This window comes from Marinobacterium marisflavi (assembly GCF_982447095.1).
This window is the reverse complement of record NZ_OZ457898.1, coordinates 1027067-1052352: the sequence shown is the minus strand read 5'-3', so window position 1 is coordinate 1052352 and position 25286 is coordinate 1027067. Positions and strand designations below refer to the sequence as shown.

Annotated in this window: 26 protein-coding genes; 10 read left to right on the top strand and 16 right to left on the bottom strand. The window is 53.5% G+C overall.

What is annotated here, in order from left to right; genetic code table 11:
* Positions 1-179 precede the first annotated feature (179 nt).
* Together AC1WNR_RS05185 and AC1WNR_RS05180 are read right to left on the bottom strand one after the other, a co-directional pair.
* Complete coding sequence (locus tag AC1WNR_RS05185) at positions 180-947, bottom strand: ParA family protein (RefSeq protein WP_481643463.1); 768 nt, start codon at positions 945-947, stop codon at positions 180-182.
* 56 nt (positions 948-1003) lie between these two features.
* The gene (locus AC1WNR_RS05180; protein ID WP_481643462.1) at positions 1004-2047 is read right to left on the bottom strand and encodes a DUF2333 family protein; all 1044 of its coding nucleotides are present in this window, start codon (positions 2045-2047) and stop codon (positions 1004-1006) included.
* Between the two features lie 324 nt (positions 2048-2371).
* On the opposite strand from AC1WNR_RS05180, the gene accB reads away from it, so the two are divergent.
* From accB to purD, 8 genes are all read left to right on the top strand, one after another.
* Positions 2372-2824: an acetyl-CoA carboxylase biotin carboxyl carrier protein gene (accB, locus tag AC1WNR_RS05175; protein ID WP_481643461.1), complete on the top strand. Its 453-nt coding sequence runs from the start codon at positions 2372-2374 to the stop codon at positions 2822-2824.
* A gap of 26 nt (positions 2825-2850) precedes the next feature.
* Positions 2851-4194 carry an acetyl-CoA carboxylase biotin carboxylase subunit gene (gene accC, locus AC1WNR_RS05170; protein ID WP_481643460.1) on the top strand — a complete coding sequence of 448 codons (1344 nt, stop codon included), beginning with the start codon at positions 2851-2853 and terminating at the stop codon, positions 4192-4194.
* Between the two features lie 122 nt (positions 4195-4316).
* The gene (gene prmA / locus AC1WNR_RS05165; protein ID WP_481643459.1) at positions 4317-5216 is read left to right on the top strand and encodes a 50S ribosomal protein L11 methyltransferase; all 900 of its coding nucleotides are present in this window, start codon (positions 4317-4319) and stop codon (positions 5214-5216) included.
* A 26-nt stretch (positions 5217-5242) separates the two neighbouring features.
* The gene (locus AC1WNR_RS05160; protein ID WP_481643458.1) at positions 5243-6220 is read left to right on the top strand and encodes a DUF3426 domain-containing protein; all 978 of its coding nucleotides are present in this window, start codon (positions 5243-5245) and stop codon (positions 6218-6220) included.
* A gap of 164 nt (positions 6221-6384) precedes the next feature.
* Positions 6385-7359, top strand: a complete 975-nt coding sequence (dusB, locus tag AC1WNR_RS05155) for a tRNA dihydrouridine synthase DusB (protein WP_481643457.1) — start codon at positions 6385-6387, stop codon at positions 7357-7359.
* Positions 7360-7379: 20 nt separating this feature from the next.
* The gene (gene fis, locus AC1WNR_RS05150; protein ID WP_481643456.1) at positions 7380-7664 is read left to right on the top strand and encodes a DNA-binding transcriptional regulator Fis; all 285 of its coding nucleotides are present in this window, start codon (positions 7380-7382) and stop codon (positions 7662-7664) included.
* Between the two features lie 30 nt (positions 7665-7694).
* Entirely contained in the window at positions 7695-9278 is a 1584-nt protein-coding gene (gene purH / locus AC1WNR_RS05145; RefSeq protein ID WP_481643455.1) for a bifunctional phosphoribosylaminoimidazolecarboxamide formyltransferase/IMP cyclohydrolase, read from the top strand.
* A 25-nt stretch (positions 9279-9303) separates the two neighbouring features.
* The gene (purD, locus tag AC1WNR_RS05140; protein WP_481643454.1) at positions 9304-10587 is read left to right on the top strand and encodes a phosphoribosylamine--glycine ligase; all 1284 of its coding nucleotides are present in this window, start codon (positions 9304-9306) and stop codon (positions 10585-10587) included.
* 200 nt (positions 10588-10787) lie between these two features.
* Here the strand turns inward: purD and ssb are convergent, their stop codons facing one another.
* Positions 10788-11195, bottom strand: coding sequence for a single-stranded DNA-binding protein (ssb, locus tag AC1WNR_RS05135; protein ID WP_481643453.1), 408 nt, complete (start codon positions 11193-11195; stop codon positions 10788-10790).
* A 189-nt stretch (positions 11196-11384) separates the two neighbouring features.
* On the opposite strand from ssb, the gene AC1WNR_RS05130 reads away from it, so the two are divergent.
* Positions 11385-11765, top strand: coding sequence for a hypothetical protein (locus AC1WNR_RS05130; protein WP_481643452.1), 381 nt, complete (start codon positions 11385-11387; stop codon positions 11763-11765).
* A gap of 6 nt (positions 11766-11771) precedes the next feature.
* Positions 11772-12134 (top strand): histidine triad nucleotide-binding protein, encoded by a 363-nt coding sequence (locus tag AC1WNR_RS05125; RefSeq protein ID WP_481643451.1) that lies wholly within the window; start codon positions 11772-11774, stop codon positions 12132-12134.
* A gap of 32 nt (positions 12135-12166) precedes the next feature.
* Here the strand turns inward: AC1WNR_RS05125 and rlmB are convergent, their stop codons facing one another.
* The 13 genes from rlmB to lepB all read right to left on the bottom strand — a co-directional run bounded on the left by rlmB (position 12167) and on the right by lepB (position 25284).
* Complete coding sequence (gene rlmB, locus AC1WNR_RS05120; protein WP_481643450.1) at positions 12167-12901, bottom strand: 23S rRNA (guanosine(2251)-2'-O)-methyltransferase RlmB; 735 nt, start codon at positions 12899-12901, stop codon at positions 12167-12169.
* A gap of 78 nt (positions 12902-12979) precedes the next feature.
* Positions 12980-13636: an adenylate kinase gene (gene adk / locus AC1WNR_RS05115; RefSeq protein ID WP_481643449.1), complete on the bottom strand. Its 657-nt coding sequence runs from the start codon at positions 13634-13636 to the stop codon at positions 12980-12982.
* Positions 13637-13761: 125 nt separating this feature from the next.
* On the bottom strand, positions 13762-16362 hold the full coding sequence (gene ppc / locus AC1WNR_RS05110; RefSeq protein WP_481643448.1) for a phosphoenolpyruvate carboxylase: 2601 nt from the start codon (positions 16360-16362) through the stop codon (positions 13762-13764).
* Positions 16363-16415: 53 nt separating this feature from the next.
* A complete protein-coding gene (gene mazG / locus AC1WNR_RS05105) occupies positions 16416-17225 on the bottom strand; it encodes a nucleoside triphosphate pyrophosphohydrolase (protein WP_481643447.1) in 810 nt (269 codons plus the stop codon).
* Between the two features lie 23 nt (positions 17226-17248).
* Positions 17249-19510 carry a GTP diphosphokinase gene (gene relA / locus AC1WNR_RS05100; RefSeq protein ID WP_481643446.1) on the bottom strand — a complete coding sequence of 754 codons (2262 nt, stop codon included), beginning with the start codon at positions 19508-19510 and terminating at the stop codon, positions 17249-17251.
* A gap of 142 nt (positions 19511-19652) precedes the next feature.
* Complete coding sequence (gene cysM / locus AC1WNR_RS05095) at positions 19653-20549, bottom strand: cysteine synthase CysM (RefSeq protein WP_481643445.1); 897 nt, start codon at positions 20547-20549, stop codon at positions 19653-19655.
* Between the two features lie 74 nt (positions 20550-20623).
* Positions 20624-21001 carry a holo-ACP synthase gene (gene acpS / locus AC1WNR_RS05090; protein WP_481643444.1) on the bottom strand — a complete coding sequence of 126 codons (378 nt, stop codon included), beginning with the start codon at positions 20999-21001 and terminating at the stop codon, positions 20624-20626.
* Complete coding sequence (gene pdxJ, locus AC1WNR_RS05085) at positions 20998-21768, bottom strand: pyridoxine 5'-phosphate synthase (RefSeq protein WP_481643443.1); 771 nt, start codon at positions 21766-21768, stop codon at positions 20998-21000. The genes acpS and pdxJ overlap by 4 nt, the downstream gene beginning before the upstream one ends.
* Positions 21755-22480, bottom strand: a complete 726-nt coding sequence (gene recO, locus AC1WNR_RS05080) for a DNA repair protein RecO (RefSeq protein WP_481643442.1) — start codon at positions 22478-22480, stop codon at positions 21755-21757. The genes pdxJ and recO overlap by 14 nt, the downstream gene beginning before the upstream one ends.
* A 2-nt stretch (positions 22481-22482) precedes the next feature.
* Complete coding sequence (gene era / locus AC1WNR_RS05075) at positions 22483-23388, bottom strand: GTPase Era (protein WP_481643441.1); 906 nt, start codon at positions 23386-23388, stop codon at positions 22483-22485.
* On the bottom strand, positions 23388-24083 hold the full coding sequence (gene rnc / locus AC1WNR_RS05070) for a ribonuclease III (protein ID WP_481643440.1): 696 nt from the start codon (positions 24081-24083) through the stop codon (positions 23388-23390). Before rnc ends, era begins: the two co-directional genes overlap by 1 nt.
* Positions 24080-24472 carry a DUF4845 domain-containing protein gene (locus tag AC1WNR_RS05065; RefSeq protein ID WP_481643439.1) on the bottom strand — a complete coding sequence of 131 codons (393 nt, stop codon included), beginning with the start codon at positions 24470-24472 and terminating at the stop codon, positions 24080-24082. Before AC1WNR_RS05065 ends, rnc begins: the two co-directional genes overlap by 4 nt.
* Before the next feature lie 20 nt (positions 24473-24492).
* Positions 24493-25284 carry a signal peptidase I gene (gene lepB, locus AC1WNR_RS05060; protein ID WP_481643438.1) on the bottom strand — a complete coding sequence of 264 codons (792 nt, stop codon included), beginning with the start codon at positions 25282-25284 and terminating at the stop codon, positions 24493-24495.
* Positions 25285-25286: the final 2 nt, after the last annotated feature.

The following is a 25286-nucleotide window of genomic DNA, read 5'->3' as shown; positions in this document are numbered from 1 at the left end:
CCAATGACAGAGATTGACGTTCTATTGATCAGCAGTGCGGCTCTCGCCCTTTGGCTTTTCAACTTAAGAAGAAAATCTCAGCCTTGCTCCGAATCCTCTCGCCGAAGCAAAGCTAAAGTCTGAATCCCGGTTTAAACCTGGGTCTGCATTCGAAAAGGCGCTTGATGCCTGTCAGGCGGCTAGGTGTTTAACTCGCCATAAAGCTCAACAAACGCCTGCGTCAGCTTATGCTTGGGTGCCAAGTAGATCAGCGGCTTAGCCTCCATATGTGACTCCTTCATCTTTACTGAAGCGGGCACTCGAGTTTTCAGTACCGGTAGTTTCTGCTCTTCCAGACTGGCAATAATTTTTGCCGGCAAAGAGGCACGCGGCTGGAACTGATTTACCACTATCCCCTCTAATATTAACTTCTCGTTATGATCCGCTTGAGTTTCACGTAGGTTATGAACCAGCGAATAGAGCGCCTGACGGGCAAACTCATCGCAATCAAACGGGATTAAACAGCGCTCAGCAGCACAAAGTGCTGACAGCGAAAAGAAGTTAAACGCAGGTGGAGTATCAATGTAGATCGCATCGTAGTGCTGCTCTAACTGCTCACACAGATCTCTTAACTTGTAGATTTTGTGGCGCGACTCCAGCTTGGATTGCAGATCCCCAACTTCAGGGTTGGACGGCAGGATATCCAAGTTTTCAAACGGCGTAGAGTGACAGTAGTCGCTCGCCTGTTTAGCTGTTACCGAAAAGCTCAGAGTCGATTCAAAGTAGTCACTAATATCGAGCTCTGGCAGATCAGAGTCATCACCGAGTAGATAGTGTGTCGAGTTACACTGGGGATCGAGATCAATAACCAGTGTGCGATTACCACTCTGCGCGCTGACAGCGGCCAGATTAACGGCGACGCTGGACTTACCCACACCACCTTTCTGATTAAAAACGACTCGGCGCATAAGCGCTCCTCTACTTTAAATTACACACCTTTGAATCGCGAAAAGCCTCGCACCGGCTAGCCCTGAGAGAGCAACTCTCGCAGATCGATGATGGCTGCATTCGCCCGCGATATATAGGACGCCATCACCAGCGAATGGTTGGAGAGCAAACCGAACTCAGTGCCGTTTAGAATCATCGGACTCCAGATGGTGTTCTGCGTCGCCTCCAGCTCTCGGACAATCTGGCGCAGACTCACAACAGCATTTTTCCGCTCAAGAGATTGCTGAAAGTCGAGTTCGATGGCATTCAAAATATGGATCAACGCCCAAGCAGTCCCTCGCGCTTCATAGAAAACATCATCTATCTCCATCCAAGGCGTCTGCACTTCGACCTCGGCCGCTACTGCTGTAGATTGATCGGCACCGCTGGTTCCCGCTAGGTCGGTATTCAGGCGTTTCTGCCCAACACTGGCGCTCAAGCGCTGGGACAAACTGCCTAAGCGGGTCGAAACGTCACCCAGCCAATCCCGCAAGTTATCAGCGCGCGCGTAAAACTGCGTATTCTCTGCTGAAGCACTCGATAGATTTTGGTGGTAGGCGTAAAGCGATCCAAGGGCGTCCCTGTACTCACTCTCGGTAGAGGGTAATAGCCATGAGTTGTTGTCAAAATGCAGTCTCGGTTCTGCCGCGGCAAGGTCAGGCTGTTCGGTTGATTGCGACTGCGAACGGCTGAAGGTTTTGCGCATCGCGCGGCTCAGATCTCGCGCCTGAACCAGCACACCAAACTCCCAGTTGGAGATATTATCCAGCCAGACTCCCGGTGGAGTTCGATCGTTAGACATATAGCCACCTGGCTTGTCCAGCAAAGTCTCCACCAGAGAGATCAGCGTGCTAGTTGTATGAGAGCCAACAACGACTTCAGATTGTTCAGCAGCGGCACGCTCGGCCGCAGTAGCACGCACATCAAACTGTGATGGAGCCCAACTCCAATAAATGCCAATAACAATCGCAGCGAAGAGATAGAGTGCCAGCACAATCCCCAGCGGGAATAACAGGCGACTTCCGCGGGTAGCACTGTATCGGTCCCATAAATCTAGCCAACGACGTTGGAGCGACTGCATTTTTGTACCTCAAATTTTGATTATGCTGCACTGCACTATAAACAGTTCCACAATAGCAGGGATGGTGAATAGGGCAAAGTCCTATTGTTAAGCGCTTATCTGACGCATCGATGAACGACAAGAAGGATTGACGAAACTTTGTAGATATGTTCGAGGAAACTGTCGATAAATGTCACACATCTACCTCATTTTGCCATTATTTTCGCTGGACATTCCAACCTAGATTACGCACACTATCGACCAATGTAGAAGAGGCCCTGTTTGCTCTCTTCTCCCTCTATCTGCCGCGATATGGCAGCCATTTAGTTGTTTTAGGAAAGTCTGATGGATATCCGCAAAGTCAAAAAACTTATCGAACTCCTCGAAGAGTCAAACATCAACGAAATTGAGATCAAAGAGGGCGAAGAGTCAGTTCGTATCAGCCGCGGTTCATCAGTAGCACCAATGGTACAAGCAGCTCCTGTTATGGCTGCACCGGCTCTGGCAGCGGCTCCAGCACCTGTTGCTGCACCAGCGGCAGAAGCGGCGCCCGCAGCACCTGCTGGACACACAGTTAACTCTCCGATGGTTGGTACTTTCTACCGCTCACCTTCTCCAAGCGCTCCAGCCTTTGTCGAAGTCGGCAAGACGGTGAAAGCGGGTGACGTAATCTGCATCGTTGAGGCGATGAAGATGATGAACCAGATCGAAGCAGATAAGAGCGGTGTGGTCGAAGCGATCCTGGTTGAAGATGGTCAGCCAGTTGAGTACGACCAGCCGCTGATTATTATTGCCTAAGCACCACCAACGAAAGGATCTACCCCATGCTGGATAAAGTGCTTATTGCCAACCGCGGCGAGATCGCCCTGCGCATCCTGCGCGCTTGTAAAGAGTTGGGCATCAAGACTGTGGCAGTGCACTCACAGGCAGACCGTGACCTGATGCACGTACGTTTGGCAGATGAGGCCGTCTGTATCGGCCCCGCCTCCTCCGCCCAAAGCTACCTCAACATTCCTGCTCTAATCGCTGCTGCAGAAGTGACCGACTCTATGGGTATTCACCCGGGTTACGGCTTTCTGGCAGAAAACGCTGATTTTGCTGAGCAGGTAGAGCGCTCTGGTTTCGCCTTCATCGGACCGCGCGCTGACACTATTCGACTGATGGGCGATAAGGTATCTGCGATTCAGGCGATGCAGAAAGCCGGCGTACCAACGGTACCGGGCTCTGATGGCCCACTCCCGATCGATGATGTCGAAGAGCTACATAAAATTGCTCGCCGCATCGGCTACCCTGTCATCATCAAAGCTGCTGCCGGTGGCGGTGGTCGCGGTATGCGCGTGGTGCACACTGAAGCTCATCTACACAACGCTGTGCAGGTCACTCGTTCAGAAGCCAAGGCTGCATTCGGCGACGATACCGTATACATGGAGAAGTTCCTCGAGAAGCCTCGCCATGTAGAGGTCCAGGTTTTGGCCGATGGTCAGGGTAACGCCATTCACCTCTATGACCGCGACTGCTCACTGCAGCGTCGTCACCAGAAGGTGGTCGAGGAAGCTCCAGCGCCACACCTAGACCCAGAGTCACGCGCCAAGGTACTAAAAGCCTGTGTCGATGCCTGTATTGAAATCGGTTACCGCGGTGCCGGTACGTTCGAATTCCTCTACGAAGATGGCGGTTTCTACTTTATCGAGATGAATACTCGTGTACAGGTAGAGCACCCGGTGACTGAAGAGGTTACCGGGGTTGATATCGTTAAAGAGCAGTTGCGTATCGCCTCTGGCCTGCCACTCTCTATCAAACAGGAAGATGTCGTGTTGCGCGGCCACGCCTTTGAGTGCCGTATCAATGCTGAAGATCCGAAGAACTTCATGCCAAGCCCGGGCCCGGTGAACTACTACCACGCGCCGGGCGGTAACGGTATTCGAGTCGATTCGCACATCTATTCTGGCTACAAAGTGCCGCCTCATTACGATTCACTGATTGCTAAACTGATCACATTCGCTGATGATCGTGAAACAGCGATGATTCGTATGCGCAACGCACTGGATGAGATGGTTATTGACGGCATCAAAACCAACATCCCGCTACACCATGACATCATGCGCGATGCTAACTTTGAGAAAGGCGGCGTTAACATCCACTACCTCGAGAAGAAACTGGGCCTGTAGGACTCTACATCGAGGATGGAATAAGAGGCTCGCACTGGCGGGCCTTTTTGTTTCTGACGTGAACTATTTAAAACTCAGATCTTGGGCGATACTTATGGCTCGAGCTCCAAAGGAAACCCGCTATGCCCTGGCTACAAATCAAGGTTCAAACCTCTCCCGATCAAGCCGAACAGTATGAAGACCTGCTCTTGGCAGCTGGCTGCGCAGCAGTGACCTATCAGGACGGCGAAGATCAACCTATCTTCGAACCTGACCTAGGTACCACTCCGCTGTGGAATAACACCACAGTCACCGGTCTTTTTGCCGCAGAGCACAACCTTGAAGAGACCCTAGAGCTGCTCGATGAAGCCCAGGGCTCGATGTTCGGTGAGCAGGAGCAAAAACCCAGCTTCAGGTCAGAGATTCTTGAGGATAAGGATTGGGAACGGGAGTGGATGAGTCACTACCACCCAATGCAGTTTGGCGAGAACTTTTGGGTCTGTCCAAGCTGGTGTGAAGTGCCGGATACAGATGCCATCAATTTGATGCTGGATCCTGGCTTAGCGTTCGGAACCGGTACCCACCCAACTACGGCGCTATGCCTTGAGTGGCTGGCGGCACAGAGTTTGCAAGGTGAGGTAGTCGTGGATTATGGCTGCGGTAGCGGCATCTTAGGTATTGCCGCACTGCTGTTAGGGGCGGAGTCTGTTACAGGCGTCGATATTGATCCGCAGGCGCTGCAGGCTACCCAAGACAACCTGGTGCGCAACCAGCTTGATGCGAGTCGCCTGCCGGTCTTCTTCCCAGAGGATGTACCGCTGATTCAGGCGGACACGTTGGTGGCGAATATTTTAGCCGGCCCGCTGAAGCAGCTTGCGCCAACACTGGCTGAGCTGATTAAGCCCGGTGGTAAACTCCTGCTCTCAGGTCTGCTAGACTCACAGGGAGAGGAAGTAATTGAACACTACTCGCAGTGGTTCGATATGGAGCCTGCTGCGAACAAGGAAGAGTGGATCCGTCTGAGCGGCACCAAGCGCCGCTAAATGGTTCACGAGGACAGGAGTTAGAGTTGGTCGTTACCCAGTGCCCCGAGTGTCATGCACTGTTCAGAGTCAGCGAAGGCCAGATGCGTCTTGCGCAAGGACAGGTGCGTTGTGGCGCCTGCCTGACCGTCTTTGACGCCCAATCTCACGCGCTGCAACCTGTAGGTCAGACTCAAACGCGAAGTCAATCAAGCGCCACAACGCCTAACGCACCTCAGCAGTCCGCCCAGCCTGAGCCGCTAGGTTCAGCCAGCCTGGCAGATTCCACAGCACGTTCTAACTACGCCACTCAGGGCGCGAATGCGCGAGTCGTGCAGTTTAACCAGAATCCTGCTTCTGAAGCTGCGCCCGCTCCGACGGTACCTGCTGCCAGGTCTGCACCAGGTTCGCAGCCAACCCCCAATACTCAAGCACCACAGCAACAGCAGCCCAAACCTGCGATTGACCCGGCACTCATTCCGCAGATCGACATCCTGGCGGAGCCGATCGTACTGCACAATAACGAGCCGCGCGACGCTAACCCAGTCGCAGTGCTCTTCTGGACGCTCTGTTCAATGCTTGCCCTGGCGGGATTACTGGGACAGTACCTCTGGTTTGAACGCGCCACTTTGGCGAACCAACCAGCGCTAACGCCGTTCTACCAGATCGCCTGTGAGCGCGTGCGCTGCGACCTAAATGCTAATCAGGGCCTAGCAAACCTTAAGCCCGATCAAGTGGTGGCGCGGCCACATCAACAGTTTACAGACCTTATCAGCCTAGCGATCCGAATTCGCAATGAGGCTGCATTTGCGCAACCCTACCCGGCCATTGAAGTCAGCTTTACTGATCTTAAAGGCAACTTGGTGAGTCGCCGCACCTTCCAGCCCGGACAATATCTTGGCACCAACACTGAGGGCGCAGCTCGTCTACCAGCTGGCCTAGATATTGAAGTCAACCTACCACTCACCACCCCTGGACCTGAAGCGGTCAGCTACGAGATTCGTCTACATTCAGCGAAAAGCTAAGATGTATAAAAAACGATCAAGGTCAACCCCAAAATCGATCATTTTTTGTACAAAAATCCCTTTGAGCTCAGCGCTCACGCGGGTATCATAACGCCCTCTCAAAAGCACCCTACTTGCCGCTCCCCATTGAACTAGAGCAGCGACTGTTTGATATTAGGTACGCAATGCTAAGGATCGGTCCCTACAATCTAGATACTCAGGTTGCTCTGGCTCCGATGGCAGGCGTAACAGACCGCCCATTTCGTCAGCTGTGCCGCAAAATGGGCGCTGGATTAGTGGTCTCCGAGATGGTGACCAGCGACCCCAGCCTATGGCATACACGCAAATCCTCATACCGACTCAACCATGATGGCGAAGCTGAACCCCGCGCGGTACAGATAGCTGGCGGTGATCCCGAAATGATGGCAACCGCGGCCAAACTCAACGCCGAGAACGGCGCTCAGATTATTGATATCAATATGGGTTGTCCGGCAAAGAAGGTCTGTAACAAAGCAGCAGGCTCAGCGCTGTTACGAGATGAGGGTTTAGTTGCAGAGATTCTAAGTGCGGTTGTTGACGCTGTAGACTTGCCAGTCACGTTGAAGACACGCACTGGATGGTGCCATGAGACACGTAATGCCACACGGATTGCGCGCCTGGCTCAAGACTCAGGCATCGCCATGCTGACACTGCATGGTCGTACGCGCGCAGACGCTTACCGAGGTGCCGCTGAGTACGACAGCATTCGCGCTGTGCGCCAAGAGATAGAGATTCCGTTGATCGCCAATGGCGATATCAACAGCCCCGAAAAGGCAGAACAGGTACTGGAATACACCGGTGCTGATGCCGTTATGATCGGTCGCGCGGCACAGGGACGCCCTTGGTTGCTGCGTGAAATCGATCATTACCTTCGTACAGGCAAAAAACTGCCTGCTCCGGAGCGCAGCGAAGTTTATGACATTCTGAAACAGCATGTCCTAGCCCTGCATCAGTTTTACGGGGAGCTGATGGGCGTGCGTATCGCGCGCAAACATGTCGGTTGGTATTTGGCAGCCGAACCAGAGGGCAAAGCGTTCCGCAAATTTTTTAACCAGATAGATGAAGCACAAACTCAGCTGCAGGCGATTGATCAATTTTTCGCCAATGCTCATGCAGCCTGAATGGATCAAGGTAGAACCGAGTGAACACAAAAGAACTAAAGCAGTACATTGAGACAACTACGGCGACAGAGATGCCATCCCACACCCTGCGTGACTCAGTCCATCAGTCACTGAACAGCTACTTCAAACAGCTGGACGGTACTGAGGTAACAGACGTCTACCAGATGGTACTGGCAGAAGTAGAAGCGCCACTGTTCGAGTCGGTTATGGCCTACACCAAAGACAACCAGACTCGCGCCTCAGAGCTGCTCGGCCTAAACCGCGGCACTCTACGCAAAAAACTTAAGCAGTACGGCCTGCTCTGATTTTAACTCTCCAGCACACGGAAATATTTGATGTCTGTACAAAACCTTACACCTGTACGTCGCGCGCTGATCAGCGTCTCTGATAAAACCGGTATCGTCGAGTTTGCTCAATCGCTCACAGCAATGGGCGTTGAGATTCTCTCGACCGGTGGTACTTACAAACTGCTCTGCGAAAAAGGCATTGCCGCAGTTGAAGTATCCGACTACACCGGTTTCCCAGAGATGATGGCGGGTCGCGTTAAGACTCTGCATCCAAAAGTACACGGCGGTATCCTCGGCCGTCGCGGTACCGATGATGCAGTCATGCAGGAGCACGGTATCAACCCAATCGACATGGTTGTGGTAAACCTCTACCCGTTCGCGGCAACCATTGCGCGCCCTGATTGTGACCTACCAATGGCTATCGAGAATATCGATATCGGCGGTCCAACAATGGTTCGCTCAGCCGCGAAGAACCACAAAGATGTTGCCATCGTTGTAAACGCATCTGACTACGACAGCATCCTAGCTGAGCTCAACGAGCAGAAAGGCCTGACGCATGCGACGCGTTTCGATCTAGCTGTAAAAGCGTTCGAACACACCGCAGCTTACGACGGTATGATTGCCAACTACCTGGGCGCCATCGTAAACCAGCCTGAAGAGCAGCCAGCAACCTTCCCACGCACCTTCAACACTCAGTTCGTGAAAGTGCAGGACATGCGCTACGGCGAGAACCCGCACCAGCGCGCAGCTTTCTATGTTGAAGCGGATGCGAATGAGGCGAGCGTATCAACCGCGCGTCAGTTGCAGGGTAAGGAGCTGTCGTACAATAACGTTGCCGATACCGATGCTGCACTTGAGTGTGTGAAGCCATTCAAAGAGCCCGCTTGTGTCATCGTGAAGCACGCTAACCCTTGCGGTGTAGCGATTGGCGACAACATCCTTGAAGCTTACAACCGCGCTTTCCAGACTGACCCAACCTCAGCTTTCGGTGGCATCATCGCCTTCAACCGTGAACTGGACGAAGAGACGGCTCGTGTGATCGTTGAGCGCCAGTTTGTTGAAGTTATTATTGCGCCTAAGGTTTCAGCAGCAGCTTCTGAAGTTGTCGCAGCTAAACCCAACGTTCGCCTGTTAGAGTGTGGTGAGTTCGCCGCTCAGCCGGGTGCTGCCTTTGACTACAAGCGCGTAAGCGGTGGCCTGTTGGTGCAGGATCGTGACCTAGGTATGGTCGATGCGTCTGAACTCAAAGTTGTGACTCAGCGCCAGCCGTCTGAGCAGGAGATCCGCGATCTGTTGTTCTGCTGGGAAGTGGCCAAATACGTTAAATCCAATGCGATCGTTTACGCCAAAGATGGCCAGACAATCGGTATTGGTGCGGGCCAGATGAGCCGCGTCTACTCGGCTAAAATCGCAGGTATCAAGGCTGCAGACGAAGGCCTGGAAGTTGCCGGTTCCGTAATGGCATCTGACGCCTTCTTCCCATTCCGTGACGGTATCGACGCCGCTGCAGCAGCTGGCATCAAAGCGGTTATCCAGCCAGGTGGCTCAATGCGTGACCAGGAAGTGATCGACGCAGCTAACGAGCACGGCATCGCGATGGTCTTCACTGGCATGCGCCACTTCCGCCACTAAGAATAGGTAGGATAGGTAGAAAAGTATGAAAATTTTGATTCTAGGCTCGGGCGGTCGAGAGCATGCACTGGCCTGGACCTGCGCCAAAGATAGCCGCGTTGAGACTGTCTTTGTTGCGCCAGGTAATGCTGGCACTGCCATTGAGCCGAAGCTTGAGAACCTCGCTATCGATGTGATGGACAAAGAGGCGCTGGCTAATTTCGCTACAGAGAACAACATTGCACTGACAATCGTAGGCCCCGAAGCGCCGCTGGTTGATGGTGTTGTTGACCTGTTCGAGAGCCGCGGCCTTGCGATCTTCGGCCCAAGCGCAGGCGCTGCCCAGCTGGAGGGCTCTAAAGCCTTCACTAAGGACTTCCTGGACCGCCAGCAGATCCCAACAGCTGAGTACCAGAACTTCAATGAAATCGAGCCTGCACTGGCTTACCTGCGTGAGAAAGGTGCCCCAATCGTTGTCAAAGCTGACGGACTTGCTGCAGGCAAAGGCGTTATCGTTGCGATGACACTCGAGGAAGCTGAAGAAGCCGTTAAAGATATGCTAGCGGGCAACGCCTTTGGCGATGCGGGTAGCCGTGTTGTCATCGAGGAGTTCCTCGAAGGTGAAGAGGCCTCTTACATCGTCATGGTTGACGGCACCAACGTGCTGCCAATGGCGACCAGCCAGGACCACAAGCGTATGGGCGACGGTGATACGGGCCTGAACACAGGCGGCATGGGTGCTTACTCCCCTGCCCCGGTGGTAACACCTGAGATCGATGCGCGTATCATGGAAGAGGTTATCATGCCGACCGTTCGCGGTATGGCCGCAGAGGGCAACCCCTACACAGGTTTCCTCTACGCCGGTTTGATGATCACTGCTGATGGCACGCCTAAGGTTATTGAGTACAACTGCCGATTCGGCGACCCAGAGACTCAGCCAATTATGATGCGTCTGCAGACCAGCATGGTTGAACTTTGTGAAGCTGCGCTGGCACGCAAGCTCGACACTACAACTGTACAGTGGGATCCACGTCCGGCAATCGGTGTCGTAATGGCAGCCGGTGGCTACCCGGGTGACTACAACAAGGGCGATGAGATCTCTCTGCCTGAGTCAACGCCAGCTGATGCCAAAGTGTTCCACGCAGGTACTGCGCTGAAAGATGGCAAGGTTGTTACTGCAGGTGGTCGCGTGCTTTGTGTGACTGCACTCGGTGCTAACGTCACTGAAGCGCAGCAGAACGCCTATGCACTGCTAAAAGAGGTAAGCTGGAAAGATGCTTACTTCCGTACCGATATCGGCTACAGAGCAATCGCTCGCGAGAATAGCTGATCTACCCTCTACCTTCACCCGCTCGGACATAACTTCGAGCGGGTGAGCGTTCCAATGCCGAGTCGAATTTCAGCCAACCTCAGCGAGCCTGTAGGAGGGTTGTAGGCAAAGAGTATTACCCGACATTCGAGTGAGGCAGTTGTTCCCTCCTTTGTGGGAGGGTTTTTCGGCGCAGCCGAAAGACGCGATCGGTCTAACCTCTAAAACGGAATATCCTCATCCTCAAGGTCATTGGAAATCTGCCCCTCCTTCGGTTCTGACCCTTTGCGGTTGACCGTTCCCAGCAACTCCATCTCGTTGGCGACTACTTCGGTGGTGTAGCGATCCTGACCTTTCTGATCTTTCCATTTATGGGTGCGCAATGAGCCCTCAATGTAGACCTGACTCCCTTTGGCGAGATACTGATTTGCCAATTCGGCAAGGCGTGAGAAGAGTACAACTCTGTGCCACTCGGTGCGTTCCTGAGTCGCCTGTGTGGCGCGATCACGCCAGCTTTCATGGGTTGCAAGGGATAGCGTTGTGACGTGATTACCGGTCGATGTGCTGCGCATCTCAGGTGTAGCCCCCAGATGGCCGATCAGGGTAACGCGATTGATGCCTCGAGACATGATAGATCCTCCATGATCATTAGTTCACTCAATCCATTTGAGTGAGTCGGTTATGAATGCCGACAATTTCAGCATAGCAGAGGAATCACTATTGCAAAGCGCAACTGAGGCCGCTGTAACTGAGCACTTTGTTCTCGACTGGTCTACTATTAAGCTCAGAGTCATACCACCGAGCACCGAGATACTAGGATGGACCCTAAGCCACTCTTATTCGCTTTACTGACACTACCGCTACTGGGGTGCCAGCATACCAAACCGCAGACCGCCGTTTCAGGCTGTAATCCTGTGCTTGCCTCCTGTGCTGAGCTCTCTGGTCCAGAGGGCGGTTTCTATATGCAACCGATCGGCGTTCACAAAGAGGATTTAGAGTACCGTATCGCTGAGTTACGCCGCTGGCTCCAATGGCAGCGAGAGCTTCAACTCGGGCTAACCGATGAGCCTTTTGGGACAAATCTAGAGGCACTGGGCGTATCTCTGCGTGAGGATATCGAATTAAATCTACGACTCAGTCCTGAAGATCGCGAACTACTGTTACAATCCTGGGATCGACCGCTTTTAGCACAGGAGTAATCCCCAATGGACTGCCTTTTCTGCAAAATTATTGCAGGCGAAATCCCTGCCAACCGCATTTATGAAGATGACGAAGTAATCGCCTTTAACGATATCAATCCGCAGGCACCTACCCATGCGTTGATCATCCCGCGCAAACATATCGCTACGCTGAATTCTGCCGATGAGAGTGACAAAGCTGTGCTTGGCGCGATGAGTCTGGCAGCGGCAAAGATCGCCAAAGAGCAGGGTTTTGACCAAGCAGGTTACCGTACGGTGATGAACTGTAATGAGGATGGTGGACAGACGGTGTACCACATCCATCTGCACCTGCTTGGTGGTAAAGCAATGGGCTGGCCACCTTATCAGGATAAGCTAAAGACCGCCTAGGCCCAGCTTAGATCCAGCCCAAACGACAGCGCTTAGCCGCGCTGTCGAACAATCTCAAACAGTGCGACACCAGTCGCCACAGACACGTTCAGGCTACTCACCTCACCCGCCATAGGGATATTGACCAGCAGGTCGCAGTGGTCGCGCGTAAGACGGCGCATCCCCTTACCCTCAGCACCCATCACCAGCGCCATAGGGCCGGTAAGATCGGCTTGGTAGATCGACTGCTCTGCTTCTCCCGCTGTACCCACAATCCAGATGCCAGCTTGCTGCAGGTTTTGCAGTGTACGGGCCAAGTTGGTCACCTGAAAGTAAGGAACCGCCTCAGCCGCACCACAAGCGACCTTGGACGCAGTTGCGTTCAGCGGTGCAGACTTATCTCGCGGCGCTATCACCGCTGCAACACCGGCAGCATCAGCGGTGCGAAGACAGGCACCGAGATTATGCGGGTCAGTCACCCCATCCAATACCAACAAGAGTGCAGGAGAGGTCAATCCCTCTAGCAGAGCATCCAACTCTTTGTCGCCCAACTGCGGCGCTGGCTTTACCTCGGCTGCAACGCCCTGATGTACACCGTCAACACGCTCATCCAAGCGCTGCTTGTTGATCGGTTCGATGCTGACACCTTGCTGGTTTGCAAGGTCGATAATCTGCTGGATACGGCCATCATCACGCCCCTTCACAAGAAAGAGCTTACGCACGCGACTCGGATCACGCGTCAGCAGAGTAGCAACTGCGTGGATACCGAAAACCAGATCATTCTTCATTAGCGCCTCGGGAGAGTTTGGAGGGGAGAAACAAAAAAGGCCGCTCGAGGCGGCCCTGTATTTTAATGAATGCGGTGCTTAGCTGTCGAGACCAGCAAACACAGCATCACGAATAGCATCTACCGAGCCAACACCGGGAACGTATACGTAGCTTGGAGCAGAGGCAGGTTGGGCTTCAGACCAACCGCGGTAGTAGCTGATCAACGGTTTAGTCTGATCATGGTAAACATTGAGACGCTCACGTACGGTATCTTCTGCATCGTCAGCACGCTGAACCAGCTCTTCACCCGTCACATCATCCTTGCCCTCTTCTTTAGGCGGATTGAAGACAATGTGGTAGGTGCGGCCAGACGCTGGGTGCACGCGGCGACCCGACATACGCTTGATGATCTCTTCATCAGCCACGTCGATCTCAACCACCGCATCCAACTCTACACCAGCGTCCTTCAGGGCATCTGCCTGGGGAATGGTGCGTGGGAAACCATCAAACAGGAAGCCGTTGGCACAATCAGCTTCGGCAATACGCTCTTTCACCAGACCGATAATGATGTCATCAGAAACAAGCTGACCTGCGTCCATAACCTTCTTGGCTTCAATACCCAGAGGTGTTCCTGCTTTAACAGCTGCACGAAGCATATCACCAGTAGAGATCTGCGGAATCCCGTATTTCTCTGTGATGTACTGAGCCTGAGTACCCTTACCGGCACCGGGAGCGCCCAGAAGAATAATGCGCATTAACTGTATCTCCTCAAAATAAATTTACCGCCCGATGGGCGGTACTAAAATCCGAATTGGACTGACATTATAAGATCGGGACATGAATGACAATCAGACCGAAGTCTATTTCCCTATCTTTTCTATCATCCGGTGTTTCGCATGCCAGCAGAGATACCCGCGATGCACACCATGAGGGCCTGTTCTAAACGCTCTTCGGGGTGATTGCGATCTCGGTAAAGGAGCTCAGCCTGCAGATAATGCAGAGGATCCAGGTAGGGATTGCGTACCTCTATAGACTGTTTGATCAGGGGGCTGTCAACCAATAGCAGCTTCTGCTGTTTTAGGTCCAGCACCAACTGTTTCATTGTTAATAAGCGCTCCCTTAGGCTTGAGCCAAGAACCCCTAACTCCTCTGAGACCAGACGCTTTTCATAGTAGGCAGCGATCTGGGCATCGGTCTTCGCCATTAACATCTCCAGTAGGTCGATATAAGACCTAAAGAAGGGCCATTGCTGGTACATTGTATTCAACAGCGGCTGCTTACCCTCGTTGATCGCCTCAGCTAAAGCCTGATCCGAACCGAGCCAAGCGGGCAGCATTAAGCGGATCTGCGTCCACGCAAAAATCCACGGAATAGCTCGCAGACTCTCCACACCGCCGTCCAATTTGCGTTTAGCGGGACGCGAGCCCAGTGGCAGCTTCGCTAACTCCTGCTCGGGGGTAGCAGCACGGAAATAGGGAACGAACAAGGGATCTTCGCGCACCACTGCACGATAAGCTTTCAATCCGGTTGCTGCCATCCGATCCATGCATTCAGCCCACTGCGGCTCTGGCTTGCCGAACGGTTCGAGCGTCGCTTGCACTACAGCATGGGTATAGAGCGCGAGATTGCGCATCGCTAACTCCGGCACCCCGAACTTGAAGCGAATCATCTCGCCCTGCTCTGTGACACGCATACTGCCCGCTACCGAACCCGGCGGTTGAGACAGGATCGCGGTATGGCTTGGGCCGCCACCACGCCCCACCGTACCACCACGGCCATGAAACAGCGTTAGATGCACACCCTCAGCCTCACACAGCGCGGTCAGATCCGCCTGAGCACGATACTGCCCCCAGGCCGCAGCCAACTGACCAGCATCTTTAGCGGAGTCCGAATAGCCGATCATCACCTCTTGATGGCCGTCAATGTACTCTCGATACCAGGGTATTGAGAGCAGCCGTTCAATACAGGGCTTGGCGTTATCTAGATCAGCCAAGGTCTCAAATAGCGGTGAGATCGCAATGTTGTACTTCATCCCCTGCTCTCGCAGGCAGAGAATCACGCTGAGCACATCAGAGGGCTGACCCGCCATCGATATGACGTAGGAACCCAAGGCCTCTGGCGAGGTCCCCGCGACCACAGCAAAGGTATCAAGCGCCTCCTGGGTCATACTGCTGGGCTGCCAGTCTCGCGGAAACAGGGGACGTTTAGACGCGAGTTCATCCAGCAGAAAACGCTGCTTCTGCGCTTCTGTCCACTCCAGATAATTGCCCATGCCGTAATGGTCGCAGATCTCAGCGATAACACCAGCATGCACTTCAGAGTTCTGGCGAATATCTAAGCGTACCAACGTAGCGCCGAAGCAAGCGACACGGCGCAACAGATCCTCGAGGCGACCGCCAGCGATCAGCTCCAATCCAGAGTCACACAATGAGCGGTGGCATAGCTGCAGCGGCTCGAGTATCTCATCGGCTGTGCGGATCCAGCTCGATGGGTCACAGGGCCTACCCTCAAGACAGGCTTGAATGCCATCGCGCGTATGCGCCAGACGCGCACGCAGATCACCCAGCAGCGCGCGGTAAGGCTCGGAAACATTAGAACCAACAACCGACTGCAGCTCTGCGCTGGCACGACTCATCGACAGCTCTGAGCGCAGTTGATCAACATCCTGATAGTAGAGATCTGCTGCCTGCCAGCGCGCCAGCAGCAGCACTTCACGCGTCACCTTAGCGGTCACATTCGGATTGCCGTCCCGGTCGCCACCCATCCACGAGGAGAAGCGCACAGGTGAGGCATCCAAAGGCAGTCCACTACCCAAGGAGTGTCGCATCTGCGCATCCAACTGCTTGAGGTATTTAGGGATTGCATGCCAGAGTGAGTTCTCGATCACGGTGAAGCCCCACTTGGCTTCGTCGACCGGTGTGGGTCGCTGTTTGCGAATCTCATTGGTGTGCCAGATCTGGCTGATCAGCTCATCCAAACGCGAGCCTACCTCAACTCCGTGATCCATCGCTTTGAGGCAATCCATCACCCCATCGAACTTGTTAATCAGAGTGCGACGGTTCACCTCAGTCGGATGGGCGGTCAGCACTAGGTCGATCTTCATCTGACTCAGTGCAGCAGCGATCTCTGCATTTGAATGACCCGCATCGCGCAGCATCGAGAATACTCGGAAGGTCTCATCCTCATCTGCCTGGATCTTCTGTTTTTGGCGGCGAATACGGTGATGCTCTTCAGCAATATTAGCGAGGTTGAGAAACTGGGTAAAAGCCCGCGCGACGGGCAGTAGATCTTCGTCATCCAGCGCGCTAAGTTCAGCTTGCAGAGCATCGCTCGCACCGCTAGCGCGCCCCTCCTTGGCATATTGGCGGATACGCTCAATCGCTGTAACCATTTCAGGGCCAAGGTCAGCCGAAATGGTGCGCCCCAGGCTATCACCGAGGCGACGGACATCATCACGTAGATCTTCGTGTAGGCTACTCATAGAGGACTCCACTCAAGTTGAGGGTGAGAACAGAGGTTTAGGACTCGAGCGGTTTATCTCTCGAGCTTTTTGGCTTCGTCCCACCAATGATCGAGTTCGTCGAGAGAGAACTGGCTCCAATCTCGCGAAGACGCGTTCAGCTTCTCTTCAATATAGCGGAAACGGCGCTCAAATTTGGCATTGGTGGCGCGCACAGCTTGCTCAGAGTTGACGCCTAATTTGCGCGCCAGATTAACCTGAGCAAAGAGTAGATCACCCATCTCGGCAGCAACTGCCGCTTCATCGCCGGCAGCCATCGCTTCTCGTAGCTCAGTAATCTCCTCCTCGATCTTATCGAGAACGTCACTCGCTTCCTGCCAGTCAAAGCCAACGCCGGCGGCACGCTTCTGTAGTTTGGCAGCGCGGCTGAGCGCAGGTAGTGACAGCGGTATCTCGTCGAGCACGCCTGCACGAGACTTCTGCTCGCGCTCTTGGGCTTTAATAGCCTCCCACTGTTGGTTAACAGCATCCGTCTCGACCTCAGCCGAAGCGCGAGCTCCCCTTAGTTGGCCATCGATAAACACATGTGGGTGCCGACGCACCAACTTGGTGACCAACTGATCAATAACCATTTCGAGGTCAAACAGCGACTCCTCTTTGGCGAGCTGGGAATAGAAGATCACTTGAAATAGAAGATCCCCGAGCTCATCCCGCAGATGCACCCAATCCTCACGCTCAATGGTATCAGCCACTTCATAAGCCTCCTCCAAGGTGTGGGGCACAATGCTGGCAAAAGTCTGCTGCAGGTCCCAAGGGCAACCACCCTCTGGGTCGCGCAAGCGAGACATCAGGTAAGTCAGATCTTCGAGGGTATATCTAGGCATCGGCTCTCAAATCGGCTCTCAAATCAGTGTACGCTGGTGCGCTTACGGTGTACGTCGTTGACGTTAGGAATTTGGTTAATCTTATCCATCACCTTACCGAGCTTGTCGAGTCTGCCGATCTCAAGCGTCAGCTCCAGATGCGCCTGGTTACTCTGCTTATCAGTGAGAGTGTTTGCACCCAGAACGTTGACCCTCTCGTTGGCTAGAATCACCATCACATCCCGCAGCAGACCCGAGCGGTCGAACGCCTCAATGACGATGTCGACTGGATAAGTAATCTCGGCCCCATCATCCCAATCGACACTCAGAATACGGTTTGCTTCTCGCTCGCGCAGGCGCTCAAGCTCCGCACACTCAGCATGATGGATCGAAACACCCCGCCCCTGAGTAATGAACCCGGCGATCGGGTCACCCGGCACCGGTTTACAGCAACTAGCGAACTGGGTCATTAGGTTACCAACCCCGAGGATGCTGACGCCCGAACTGGTCGATTTAGGCTTGGGACGACGCTGAGTTGGAATATCGAGATCCAACTGCGAATCGCGCTCGGCCTCCTCCTCTCGGCGCTGTGCCGCATTGATCACTTGCGACAGGCGCAGATCACCCGCGCCAACCGCTGCGCAGAGATCCTCTTCGCTCGAGAACTTGAGGTAAGTCGCGATCTGTTCCAGATCCATATGCGTGGCGTTCAGCGCCAAGCGCTTGAACTCCCGCACAATCATATCTTTGCCCGCTTCAACATTCTGATCACGAGCCTGGGTCTTAAACCAATGAGCCACCTTAGCTCGCGCGCGAGAGGTATACACAAAGCCGAGGTTAGCATTAAGCCAGTCGCGACTTGGGCGCTCTTCGCTCGAGGTCATCACCTCAACCTGATCACCCGTCTGCAGTTTGCGGTTAAGCGGAACGATACGCCCTGAGATTCTTGCGCCACGGCATCTATGCCCTATCTCGGTATGAACCCGATACGCAAAATCGACCGGTGTCGCGCCAGCAGGCAGATCGATAACGTGGCCATCGGGAGTAAATACGTAGACACGATCTTGCGCGACATCGGTACGCAACATATCGCCGAGGGACTCAGTTTCGCCCAGGTCATCATGCCACTCGAGTACCTGCCGTAGCCACGAGATCTTCTCTTCATAACCATCCTGTCGACCCGCCACATCCGTTCCCTTGTAGAGGTGGTGTGCGCAGACGCCAAGCTCTGCCTCTTCATGCATCTGGAAGGTTCGGATTTGAATCTCGAGCGCCTTACTTTCTGGCCCGAATACAGCAGTGTGCAGCGAGCGATAACCGTTCGGCTTGGGTGAAGCGATGTAATCATCAAACTCATGCGGAATATTGCGCCACAATCCGTGCACGATACCGAGCACGGTGTAACAGTCACGCACTTCCGGCACCAGAATACGCACAGCGCGCACATCATAAACTTGGCTGAAGTCGATATTCTTGCGCTGCATTTTGCGCCAGATCGAGTAGATATGTTTCGCCCGTCCTGCGACCTCACCATCGATCCCAGCATCTAGCAGTCGCGCACGCAACAGCGTGACAACATCATCAATGAACTGCTGGCGATCGAGTCGTTTCTCGGACAACAACTCAGCGATATGTTTGTAGTCGTTCGGCTTTAGGTAGCGGAAGCTGAGATCCTCAAGTTCCCACTTGATATGCCCTATACCCAAGCGGTGCGCCAGGGGTGCATAGATATCAAAGACTTCACGGGCTACGAGGTAACGTTTGCGGCGGTCGGCGTTTTTTACGGCTCGAATAGCGCAAGTGCGCTCAGCCAGTTTGATCAGTGCAACCCGCACGTCGTCGATCATCGCGACCAACATTTTGCGCACGTTGTCAGTCTGAGTGGTGTTACCCAGAACCGGGTTCTCATCGCGAGGATTCTTACGACTGGCGATAGCTGCCATCTGCAGCACACCTTCTATAAGGTGGGCAACTTTATTACCGAAGCGGCTCTTTACTCGCTCTAGCGAGAGTTTGCGCTCGCGCACTGCACGATACAGAACAGCAGCGATGAGTGCATCTTCCTCCTGCTGCAGGTCAGCCAGAATCTGCACCATCTCCATGCCGATCTGCAATGCACCTTGCTCGGACGCCCAGTCATCATACTCTTCATCCGTCTCTTCGACGGCAGCTTGTACAATCTGACAAGCGTTGAGGAAACGTGCCGGATCTTTGATCTCTATTTGAGTCTGAAGACGCTCCAGCCAGAGCTCTAGATCGACAGAGCCATCCTGCCTGACTGGCTGTTCCTCTCGGACCTTAACCATAAACTGTGTAACCTCATGCCCCGAGGGCACTCCCCCTAAAAACCGGGGTTAAACAAACAATGCCCATCAGTTTAGAAGTGAACGCGTTTGGCGGCAAATGTGACAGGCACTATTTATCTGTTAAAAGCTGATCTTTAAAGGCTCAACTATTAAAAACGCCTGTCGACAGGTAGCGGTCGCCGCGGTCACAGATGATACATACGATAACTGCGTTCTCTACCTCTTCGGCAACGCGCAGCGCACCAGCCACTGAACCACCCGATGAAACACCGCAGAATATTCCCTCTTCACGCGCCAAACGACGCATCATTACTTCAGCGTCGGACTGATCTACGTCTAAGACCAGATCAACACGTGGGCGCTCAAAAATGCTAGGCAGATAGGCCTCTGGCCAGCGGCGAATACCCGGAATAGCAGAGCCCTCGCAGGGCTGCAGACCGACAATCTGAATCTCTGGGTTAACCTCTTTCAGGTAACGCGAGGTCCCCATGATGGTGCCGGTAGTGCCCATTGAACTGACGAAGTGTGTCACTGTGCCCTGTGTCTGTCGCCAGATTTCTGGACCCGTGCCTTTGTAGTGAGCAACCGGGTTGTCCGGGTTGGCAAATTGATCGAGTACCTTACCTTCGCCACGGGCCTGCATCGCCTGAGCCAGGTCACGCGCGCCCTCCATACCCTCTTCCTTAGTCACCTCAATCAACTCAGCACCATAGGCCGTCATAGCTGCCTTGCGTTCAGTACTCATGTTGTTCGGCATGATGAGCTTAAGCTTGTAACCCATGATCGCAGAGGCCATGGCTAAAGCGATTCCTGTGTTGCCCGAGGTCGCTTCGATCAAGACATCACCCGGCTTAATCTCACCACGCTCTTCTGCTAACTGAATCATGCTCAGGGCGGGACGGTCCTTAACCGATCCTGCTGGGTTATTTCCTTCGAGCTTTAACAGCACAGTATTGCCGTTCGGGGCTTGAATGCGTTGCAGGCGAACCAGGGGGGTTTCGCCGACACAGTCAGCGATAGTTGGATAGTTCGGAGTCATAGAAGATCGCTAAAGTAATAAGAATTTAGTTTGTTAGAATTTTTACATCATAACACTGACAGGGCTCTGAATCTCTAGCACCCTTCAGCGATGACCTGCGCAACGACATAGTCCGTTTCATCGCTGTAACTTAAATGCCAATGGGTTATCCCAAGCTCTTTTGCGCGCTCTGCTGCGGTAGACGAAACATCGAGCAGTGGCCGCCCCAGTTCGTTGTGACTCACCTCGAGATGCTGCCAGCCTACGCCATTGCCGATACCGGTACCAAGTGCTTTCACTCCCGCCTCTTTGGCCGCGAAGCGTTTTGCCAAAAAGCGCTCGGGCTGAGATGAAGCGTTAAACTGCTCCAACTCAGCCGGCGTCAAAATGCGTTTTGCCAAACCGGGGGTTCGCTCTAACGCCGTCGCTATCCGTGCGATCGCAACAATGTCGGTGCCTATACCTACAATCATGCGCGAATTCGCAGCCGCTCTGCTTCAACTCGGCCACTTGCACGATGCATCAGCTCAGACATCTCGCGAATCGCTTGATCCAATCCAACAAAGATAGCGCGCGCAATGATACCGTGGCCGATATTGAGCTCATGCAGCTGTGGAATCTCAGCTACCGGTTCAACGTTGTGGTAGTGCAGACCATGGCCGGCGTTGACAATCAAGCCTTTGCTGAAGGCGTATTCAGAGGCTAATCGAATACGCTCTAACTCCGCTTGCTGCTCGGCGCCCTCGGTATCGGCATAGGCGCCTGTATGCAGTTCGATCACCGGTGCGCCACAGGCTATCGCAGCGTCGATCTGTACCGGATCGGGATCGATAAACAGAGAGACCTCTACACCCGCCTTAGCCAGACGTTCACAGGCCGCAGTAACTTTTGCTAGGTTGCCCGCTACATCTAGGCCACCCTCAGTAGTTAGCTCTTCGCGTTTCTCCGGCACCAAACACGCGTGTGCCGGTTTGATCTGCTCAGCGAAACTGATCATCTCGTCAGTGACTGCCATCTCAAAATTCATACGCGTCTGCAGGGTATCAGCCAGCACTCGGATATCACGGTCTTGAATGTGGCGACGATCTTCACGAAGGTGAACGGTAATGCCGTCAGCACCCGCGTGCTCGGCTAGGCCGGCTGCAAGTACAGGATCGGGGTAACGCGTACCACGTGCCTGACGAAGGGTCGCCACATGATCGATGTTTACGCCAAGTAGCAGACGATTAGGATGGTTCACTCGATGCTCCTGTTGATAGAGTGCGATTTGCTTTGTCGCGGCGCTCAAACAGTGCTCGCGAACGCAGGGGTTTGTCCCCCAATAGTTGGTTCAATTTTGTACGCATCAGATGCTTAGCCGCCTTGCGCACGCTCGCGTCAGTATACCGGTCCGCTTCAATTTCACGAAGCCAGCTCTGCGCGTAGCAACCCGGACTCGGATCACTGGCTGCCACCCAGCCTTGTTGCTCTGTGTATCGGTAATAGGGTTCTGTCAGCTGATTCAGATCATCCCAAAGGCCCAGCTCTTTCAGCAGTTGGTGCTCAAAGGTGCGCAGTGCTCCCTCCAGATCCTCGCCGCTGATAAGCTCATTCAGCAGATAACGGTAGAAGAGAAAAAGACGCGGCATCGGCTCGAGTGGCTGTAGCAAACGCTGAACTAGCTCATTGGCATAGAGGCCACAGAGAAGTGATCGCCCCTGCAGGGCTGGTAGGTGCTCAGTTGTCTCAGCACCCAGTAAGGTCTTCAGTTCGTCTCGACCTTTGAATCGAATTGAGAGTTGATTGAAGGGTTGCAGGGCTTGGCGCAAAGATGAGCCAGGGCGCCGCCCGCCACGGGCAACCACAGAGACCCTCCCCACTTCAGCCACAAACAGGTCGACCAGCAAACTAGTCTCGCGGTAAGGCCGCGAGTGCAACACAAAGGCGGCGTGCTGCTGGTCATGCTGATGCATAGCTAGTCGTGTTTGTAGCCTAGACTGGCGAGGGCGCGCTCGTTATCGGCCCAACCGCGCTTCACTTTAACCCAGAGGTTAAGCATCACTTTAGCGTCGAACATGCGCTCCATATCAAGACGTGAGTCGCGACCGATCTGCTTAATCCGGTCGCCTTTATCACCAATGACAATACGCTTCTGGCCGTCACGCTCTACTAGAATCAACGCGCTGATAGTCAACAGACCGCGCTCATCCTGAGAGAACTCCTCAATCTCGACGGTTGTACCGTATGGCACCTCATCACCGAGATTACGCATCAGTTTCTCGCGCACCAACTCCGCAGCCACAAAGCGCGAGCTGCGGTCAGTAATCTGATCGTCAGGGTAGAAGTGCATACCCTTAGGCATATGCTCGGCAACCACCGCCTCAAGCTTATCAACGTTGTGGCCCTTCTCAGCAGAGATGGGAACGATCTCATCAAAACTGCGCTTGGCGTTGAGCTGCTCAATCCACGGCAGCAGTGACTCTTTATCCTTGAGCAGATCGACCTTGTTTACAGCGAGAACCACAGGACAGCGAGCGTGCTTGAGCTTCTCGAGCACGATCTCATCCTCATCAGTCCAAGCGGTTCGATCAACTAGGAACACCACAAGATCTACGTGACGCAGCGCTTCGCTGGCCGCTTTATTCATGTAGCGATTAAGTGCGTTGCCTTTAGAGTCGTTATGCAGCCCCGGCGTGTCCACATAAATCACCTGCAGCTCATCGTCGGTTTTAATCCCGAGAATCTGGTGACGCGTGGTCTGAGGTTTACGTGAGGTGATACTGAGCTTCTGACCTAGAATACGGTTCAGTAGCGTGCTCTTTCCAACGTTAGGACGCCCAACCAGCGCCACATAGCCGCAACGGCTGTTACTAGCTTCCACTACTTCGCACCTCCCTGTTTAGTCAGACCAAGCGCAACCAATGCCGCTCGCGCTGACTCCTGCTCCGCCTGACGACGGCTGCTGCCTATTCCCTGTGTTGGCTCGCTCAATAGAGCAACCTGACAACTAATATAGAAGGTCTGATCATGCGCCTCGCCTTCAACGCGTTCAAGTTCATAGGCAGGCAGAGGCTGCCGACGAGACTGTAGATGCTCCTGCAGACGCGTTTTCGAATCCTTCAACGTCTCTTCCAGATCAAGAGCATCAAGACGGCTAGCATAGAGTTTCAAAACAAAATTTTTAGAGGCGACCGGGCCGGCATCTAGGTGAATAGAACCGATAATCGCTTCAACTGCATCCGCAAGAATCGAGTCGCGGCGAAAGCCGCCAGACTTCAACTCACCAGATCCCAAACGCAGAAAATCCCCCAAACCTAGCTCGCGGGCAATCTCTGCCAGCGTCTCACCCTTTACCAAACGCGCGCGCAGGCGGCTCATCTCGCCCTCTCGAGCTTTAGGAAACTTATTGAAAAGCGCTTCAGCGATCACAAAGTTGAGGATTGAATCGCCCAGAAATTCGAGGCGTTCGTTGTTGCGTTTACCACAACTACGGTGAGTCAGAGCGAGTTCAAGTAGGGACTCATCAGCGTAGTTGTGGCCAAGTGTGCGGACTAAATCGGTTACAGGTCGAATCAAGGTTTGGTTGCTACGTATTCTTCTTTAAATTTCACCACGGCATCGACGTTATAAAACATCGGCACGCGAATTTCATAATCGAGCGTAAAGAACACTTCACTCTCTTTCTGTTTGATCACAAGTGAGGGTGTCTCACCATCTGGCGCGTATTTTGGCAGCCGCACCTGATTGATCGTAAAGCGGCGCTGGATATTGCGCTTAATCGTGCTGAGATCTTTCTTCATCTCTTCACGATCTTCGGTAATTGACGTCAATATCGACTTAAAGGTCTCATGATCCGCGTAAGGGGTAAACAGCTTAAACCCAACTGCGAAAAAGATACCGCCGACCATAAGTACGATCAGTAGATTGAGGAATGAAATACCGCGCTGACGATCCATTGAGTGCATGTGTGCTCCTAGGACGGGCGCTACTGAATTCCTCGCATCGCTGTAAAGTCTGGGATGCTGGTCCAATTCGCCCAGTGCATCCATACACTCACCGCTTTGCCGACAAGCAGTTCATCAGGAACCGCTCCCCAGTAACGACTGTCATTACTATTATCTCGGTTGTCGCCCATTACAAAGTACTGGCCTTCTGGAACAATCCAACCACCCTGCATATTGCGAGCGTTGATGTCCTGATAGATCTCATGTTCAAACTCGCCGAGCGTCTCGCTTACAAGCAAACGCTCAGGCTGGGCAGGTGGCAACTGCGCTATCAACTCCTGAGCCTGCGGCTCGCCGTTAACGTAGATTACCTTGTCCTTGTACACAATCTCATCGCCCGGAAGACCGACGACACGTTTAATATAGTAAATACTTGGATTTTTTGGATATTTAAATACTACTACGTCTCCGCGCACAGGAGAGTTGTTCTCAACGAAAGTGATATTTCCAACCGGCGTGCGCAAACCGTAGTGGTATTTATTAACCAAAATAAAGTCACCCACTTTCAATGTTGGCAACATTGAGCCGGATGGGATCTGAAACGGTTCGTACAAAAACGAGCGCAGTATCAACACGGCAGCCAAGACAGGAAAGATCGAGCTACTGGTCTCAACAATAGCGTTCTGCTGAAGCAGCTTAGCCTTCGCCTCTTCGGTTGGAGCTGCCTCAGCCGTTTTGATACGTTTAGGCGTAAGCCAGATCTTATCAATCAACCAGATAACACCGCTACCCAGGGTTACTACAACTAGAATCAGCGCAAAATCTAAATTCATGA

Bases quoted from the DNA above. Each gene is read 5' to 3' on its own strand.
- AC1WNR_RS05185 (WP_481643463.1), bottom strand. From the start codon at position 947: ATGCGCCGAGTCGTTTTTAATCAGAAAGGTGGTGTGGGTAAGTCCAGC.
- AC1WNR_RS05180 (WP_481643462.1), bottom strand. From the start codon at position 2,047: ATGCAGTCGCTCCAACGTCGTTGGCTAGATTTATGGGACCGATACAGT.
- accB (WP_481643461.1), top strand. From the start codon at position 2,372: ATGGATATCCGCAAAGTCAAAAAACTTATCGAACTCCTCGAAGAGTCA.
- accC (WP_481643460.1), top strand. From the start codon at position 2,851: ATGCTGGATAAAGTGCTTATTGCCAACCGCGGCGAGATCGCCCTGCGC.
- prmA (WP_481643459.1), top strand. From the start codon at position 4,317: ATGCCCTGGCTACAAATCAAGGTTCAAACCTCTCCCGATCAAGCCGAA.
- dusB (WP_481643457.1), top strand. From the start codon at position 6,385: ATGCTAAGGATCGGTCCCTACAATCTAGATACTCAGGTTGCTCTGGCT.
- purH (WP_481643455.1), top strand. From the start codon at position 7,695: ATGTCTGTACAAAACCTTACACCTGTACGTCGCGCGCTGATCAGCGTC.
- purD (WP_481643454.1), top strand. From the start codon at position 9,304: ATGAAAATTTTGATTCTAGGCTCGGGCGGTCGAGAGCATGCACTGGCC.
- ssb (WP_481643453.1), bottom strand. From the start codon at position 11,195: ATGTCTCGAGGCATCAATCGCGTTACCCTGATCGGCCATCTGGGGGCT.
- AC1WNR_RS05130 (WP_481643452.1), top strand. From the start codon at position 11,385: ATGGACCCTAAGCCACTCTTATTCGCTTTACTGACACTACCGCTACTG.
- AC1WNR_RS05125 (WP_481643451.1), top strand. From the start codon at position 11,772: ATGGACTGCCTTTTCTGCAAAATTATTGCAGGCGAAATCCCTGCCAAC.
- rlmB (WP_481643450.1), bottom strand. From the start codon at position 12,901: ATGAAGAATGATCTGGTTTTCGGTATCCACGCAGTTGCTACTCTGCTG.
- adk (WP_481643449.1), bottom strand. From the start codon at position 13,636: ATGCGCATTATTCTTCTGGGCGCTCCCGGTGCCGGTAAGGGTACTCAG.
- ppc (WP_481643448.1), bottom strand. From the start codon at position 16,362: ATGAGTAGCCTACACGAAGATCTACGTGATGATGTCCGTCGCCTCGGT.
- mazG (WP_481643447.1), bottom strand. From the start codon at position 17,225: ATGCCTAGATATACCCTCGAAGATCTGACTTACCTGATGTCTCGCTTG.
- relA (WP_481643446.1), bottom strand. From the start codon at position 19,510: ATGGTTAAGGTCCGAGAGGAACAGCCAGTCAGGCAGGATGGCTCTGTC.
- cysM (WP_481643445.1), bottom strand. From the start codon at position 20,549: ATGACTCCGAACTATCCAACTATCGCTGACTGTGTCGGCGAAACCCCC.
- acpS (WP_481643444.1), bottom strand. From the start codon at position 21,001: ATGATTGTAGGTATAGGCACCGACATTGTTGCGATCGCACGGATAGCG.
- recO (WP_481643442.1), bottom strand. From the start codon at position 22,480: ATGCATCAGCATGACCAGCAGCACGCCGCCTTTGTGTTGCACTCGCGG.
- AC1WNR_RS05065 (WP_481643439.1), bottom strand. From the start codon at position 24,472: ATGCACTCAATGGATCGTCAGCGCGGTATTTCATTCCTCAATCTACTG.
- lepB (WP_481643438.1), bottom strand. From the start codon at position 25,284: ATGAATTTAGATTTTGCGCTGATTCTAGTTGTAGTAACCCTGGGTAGC.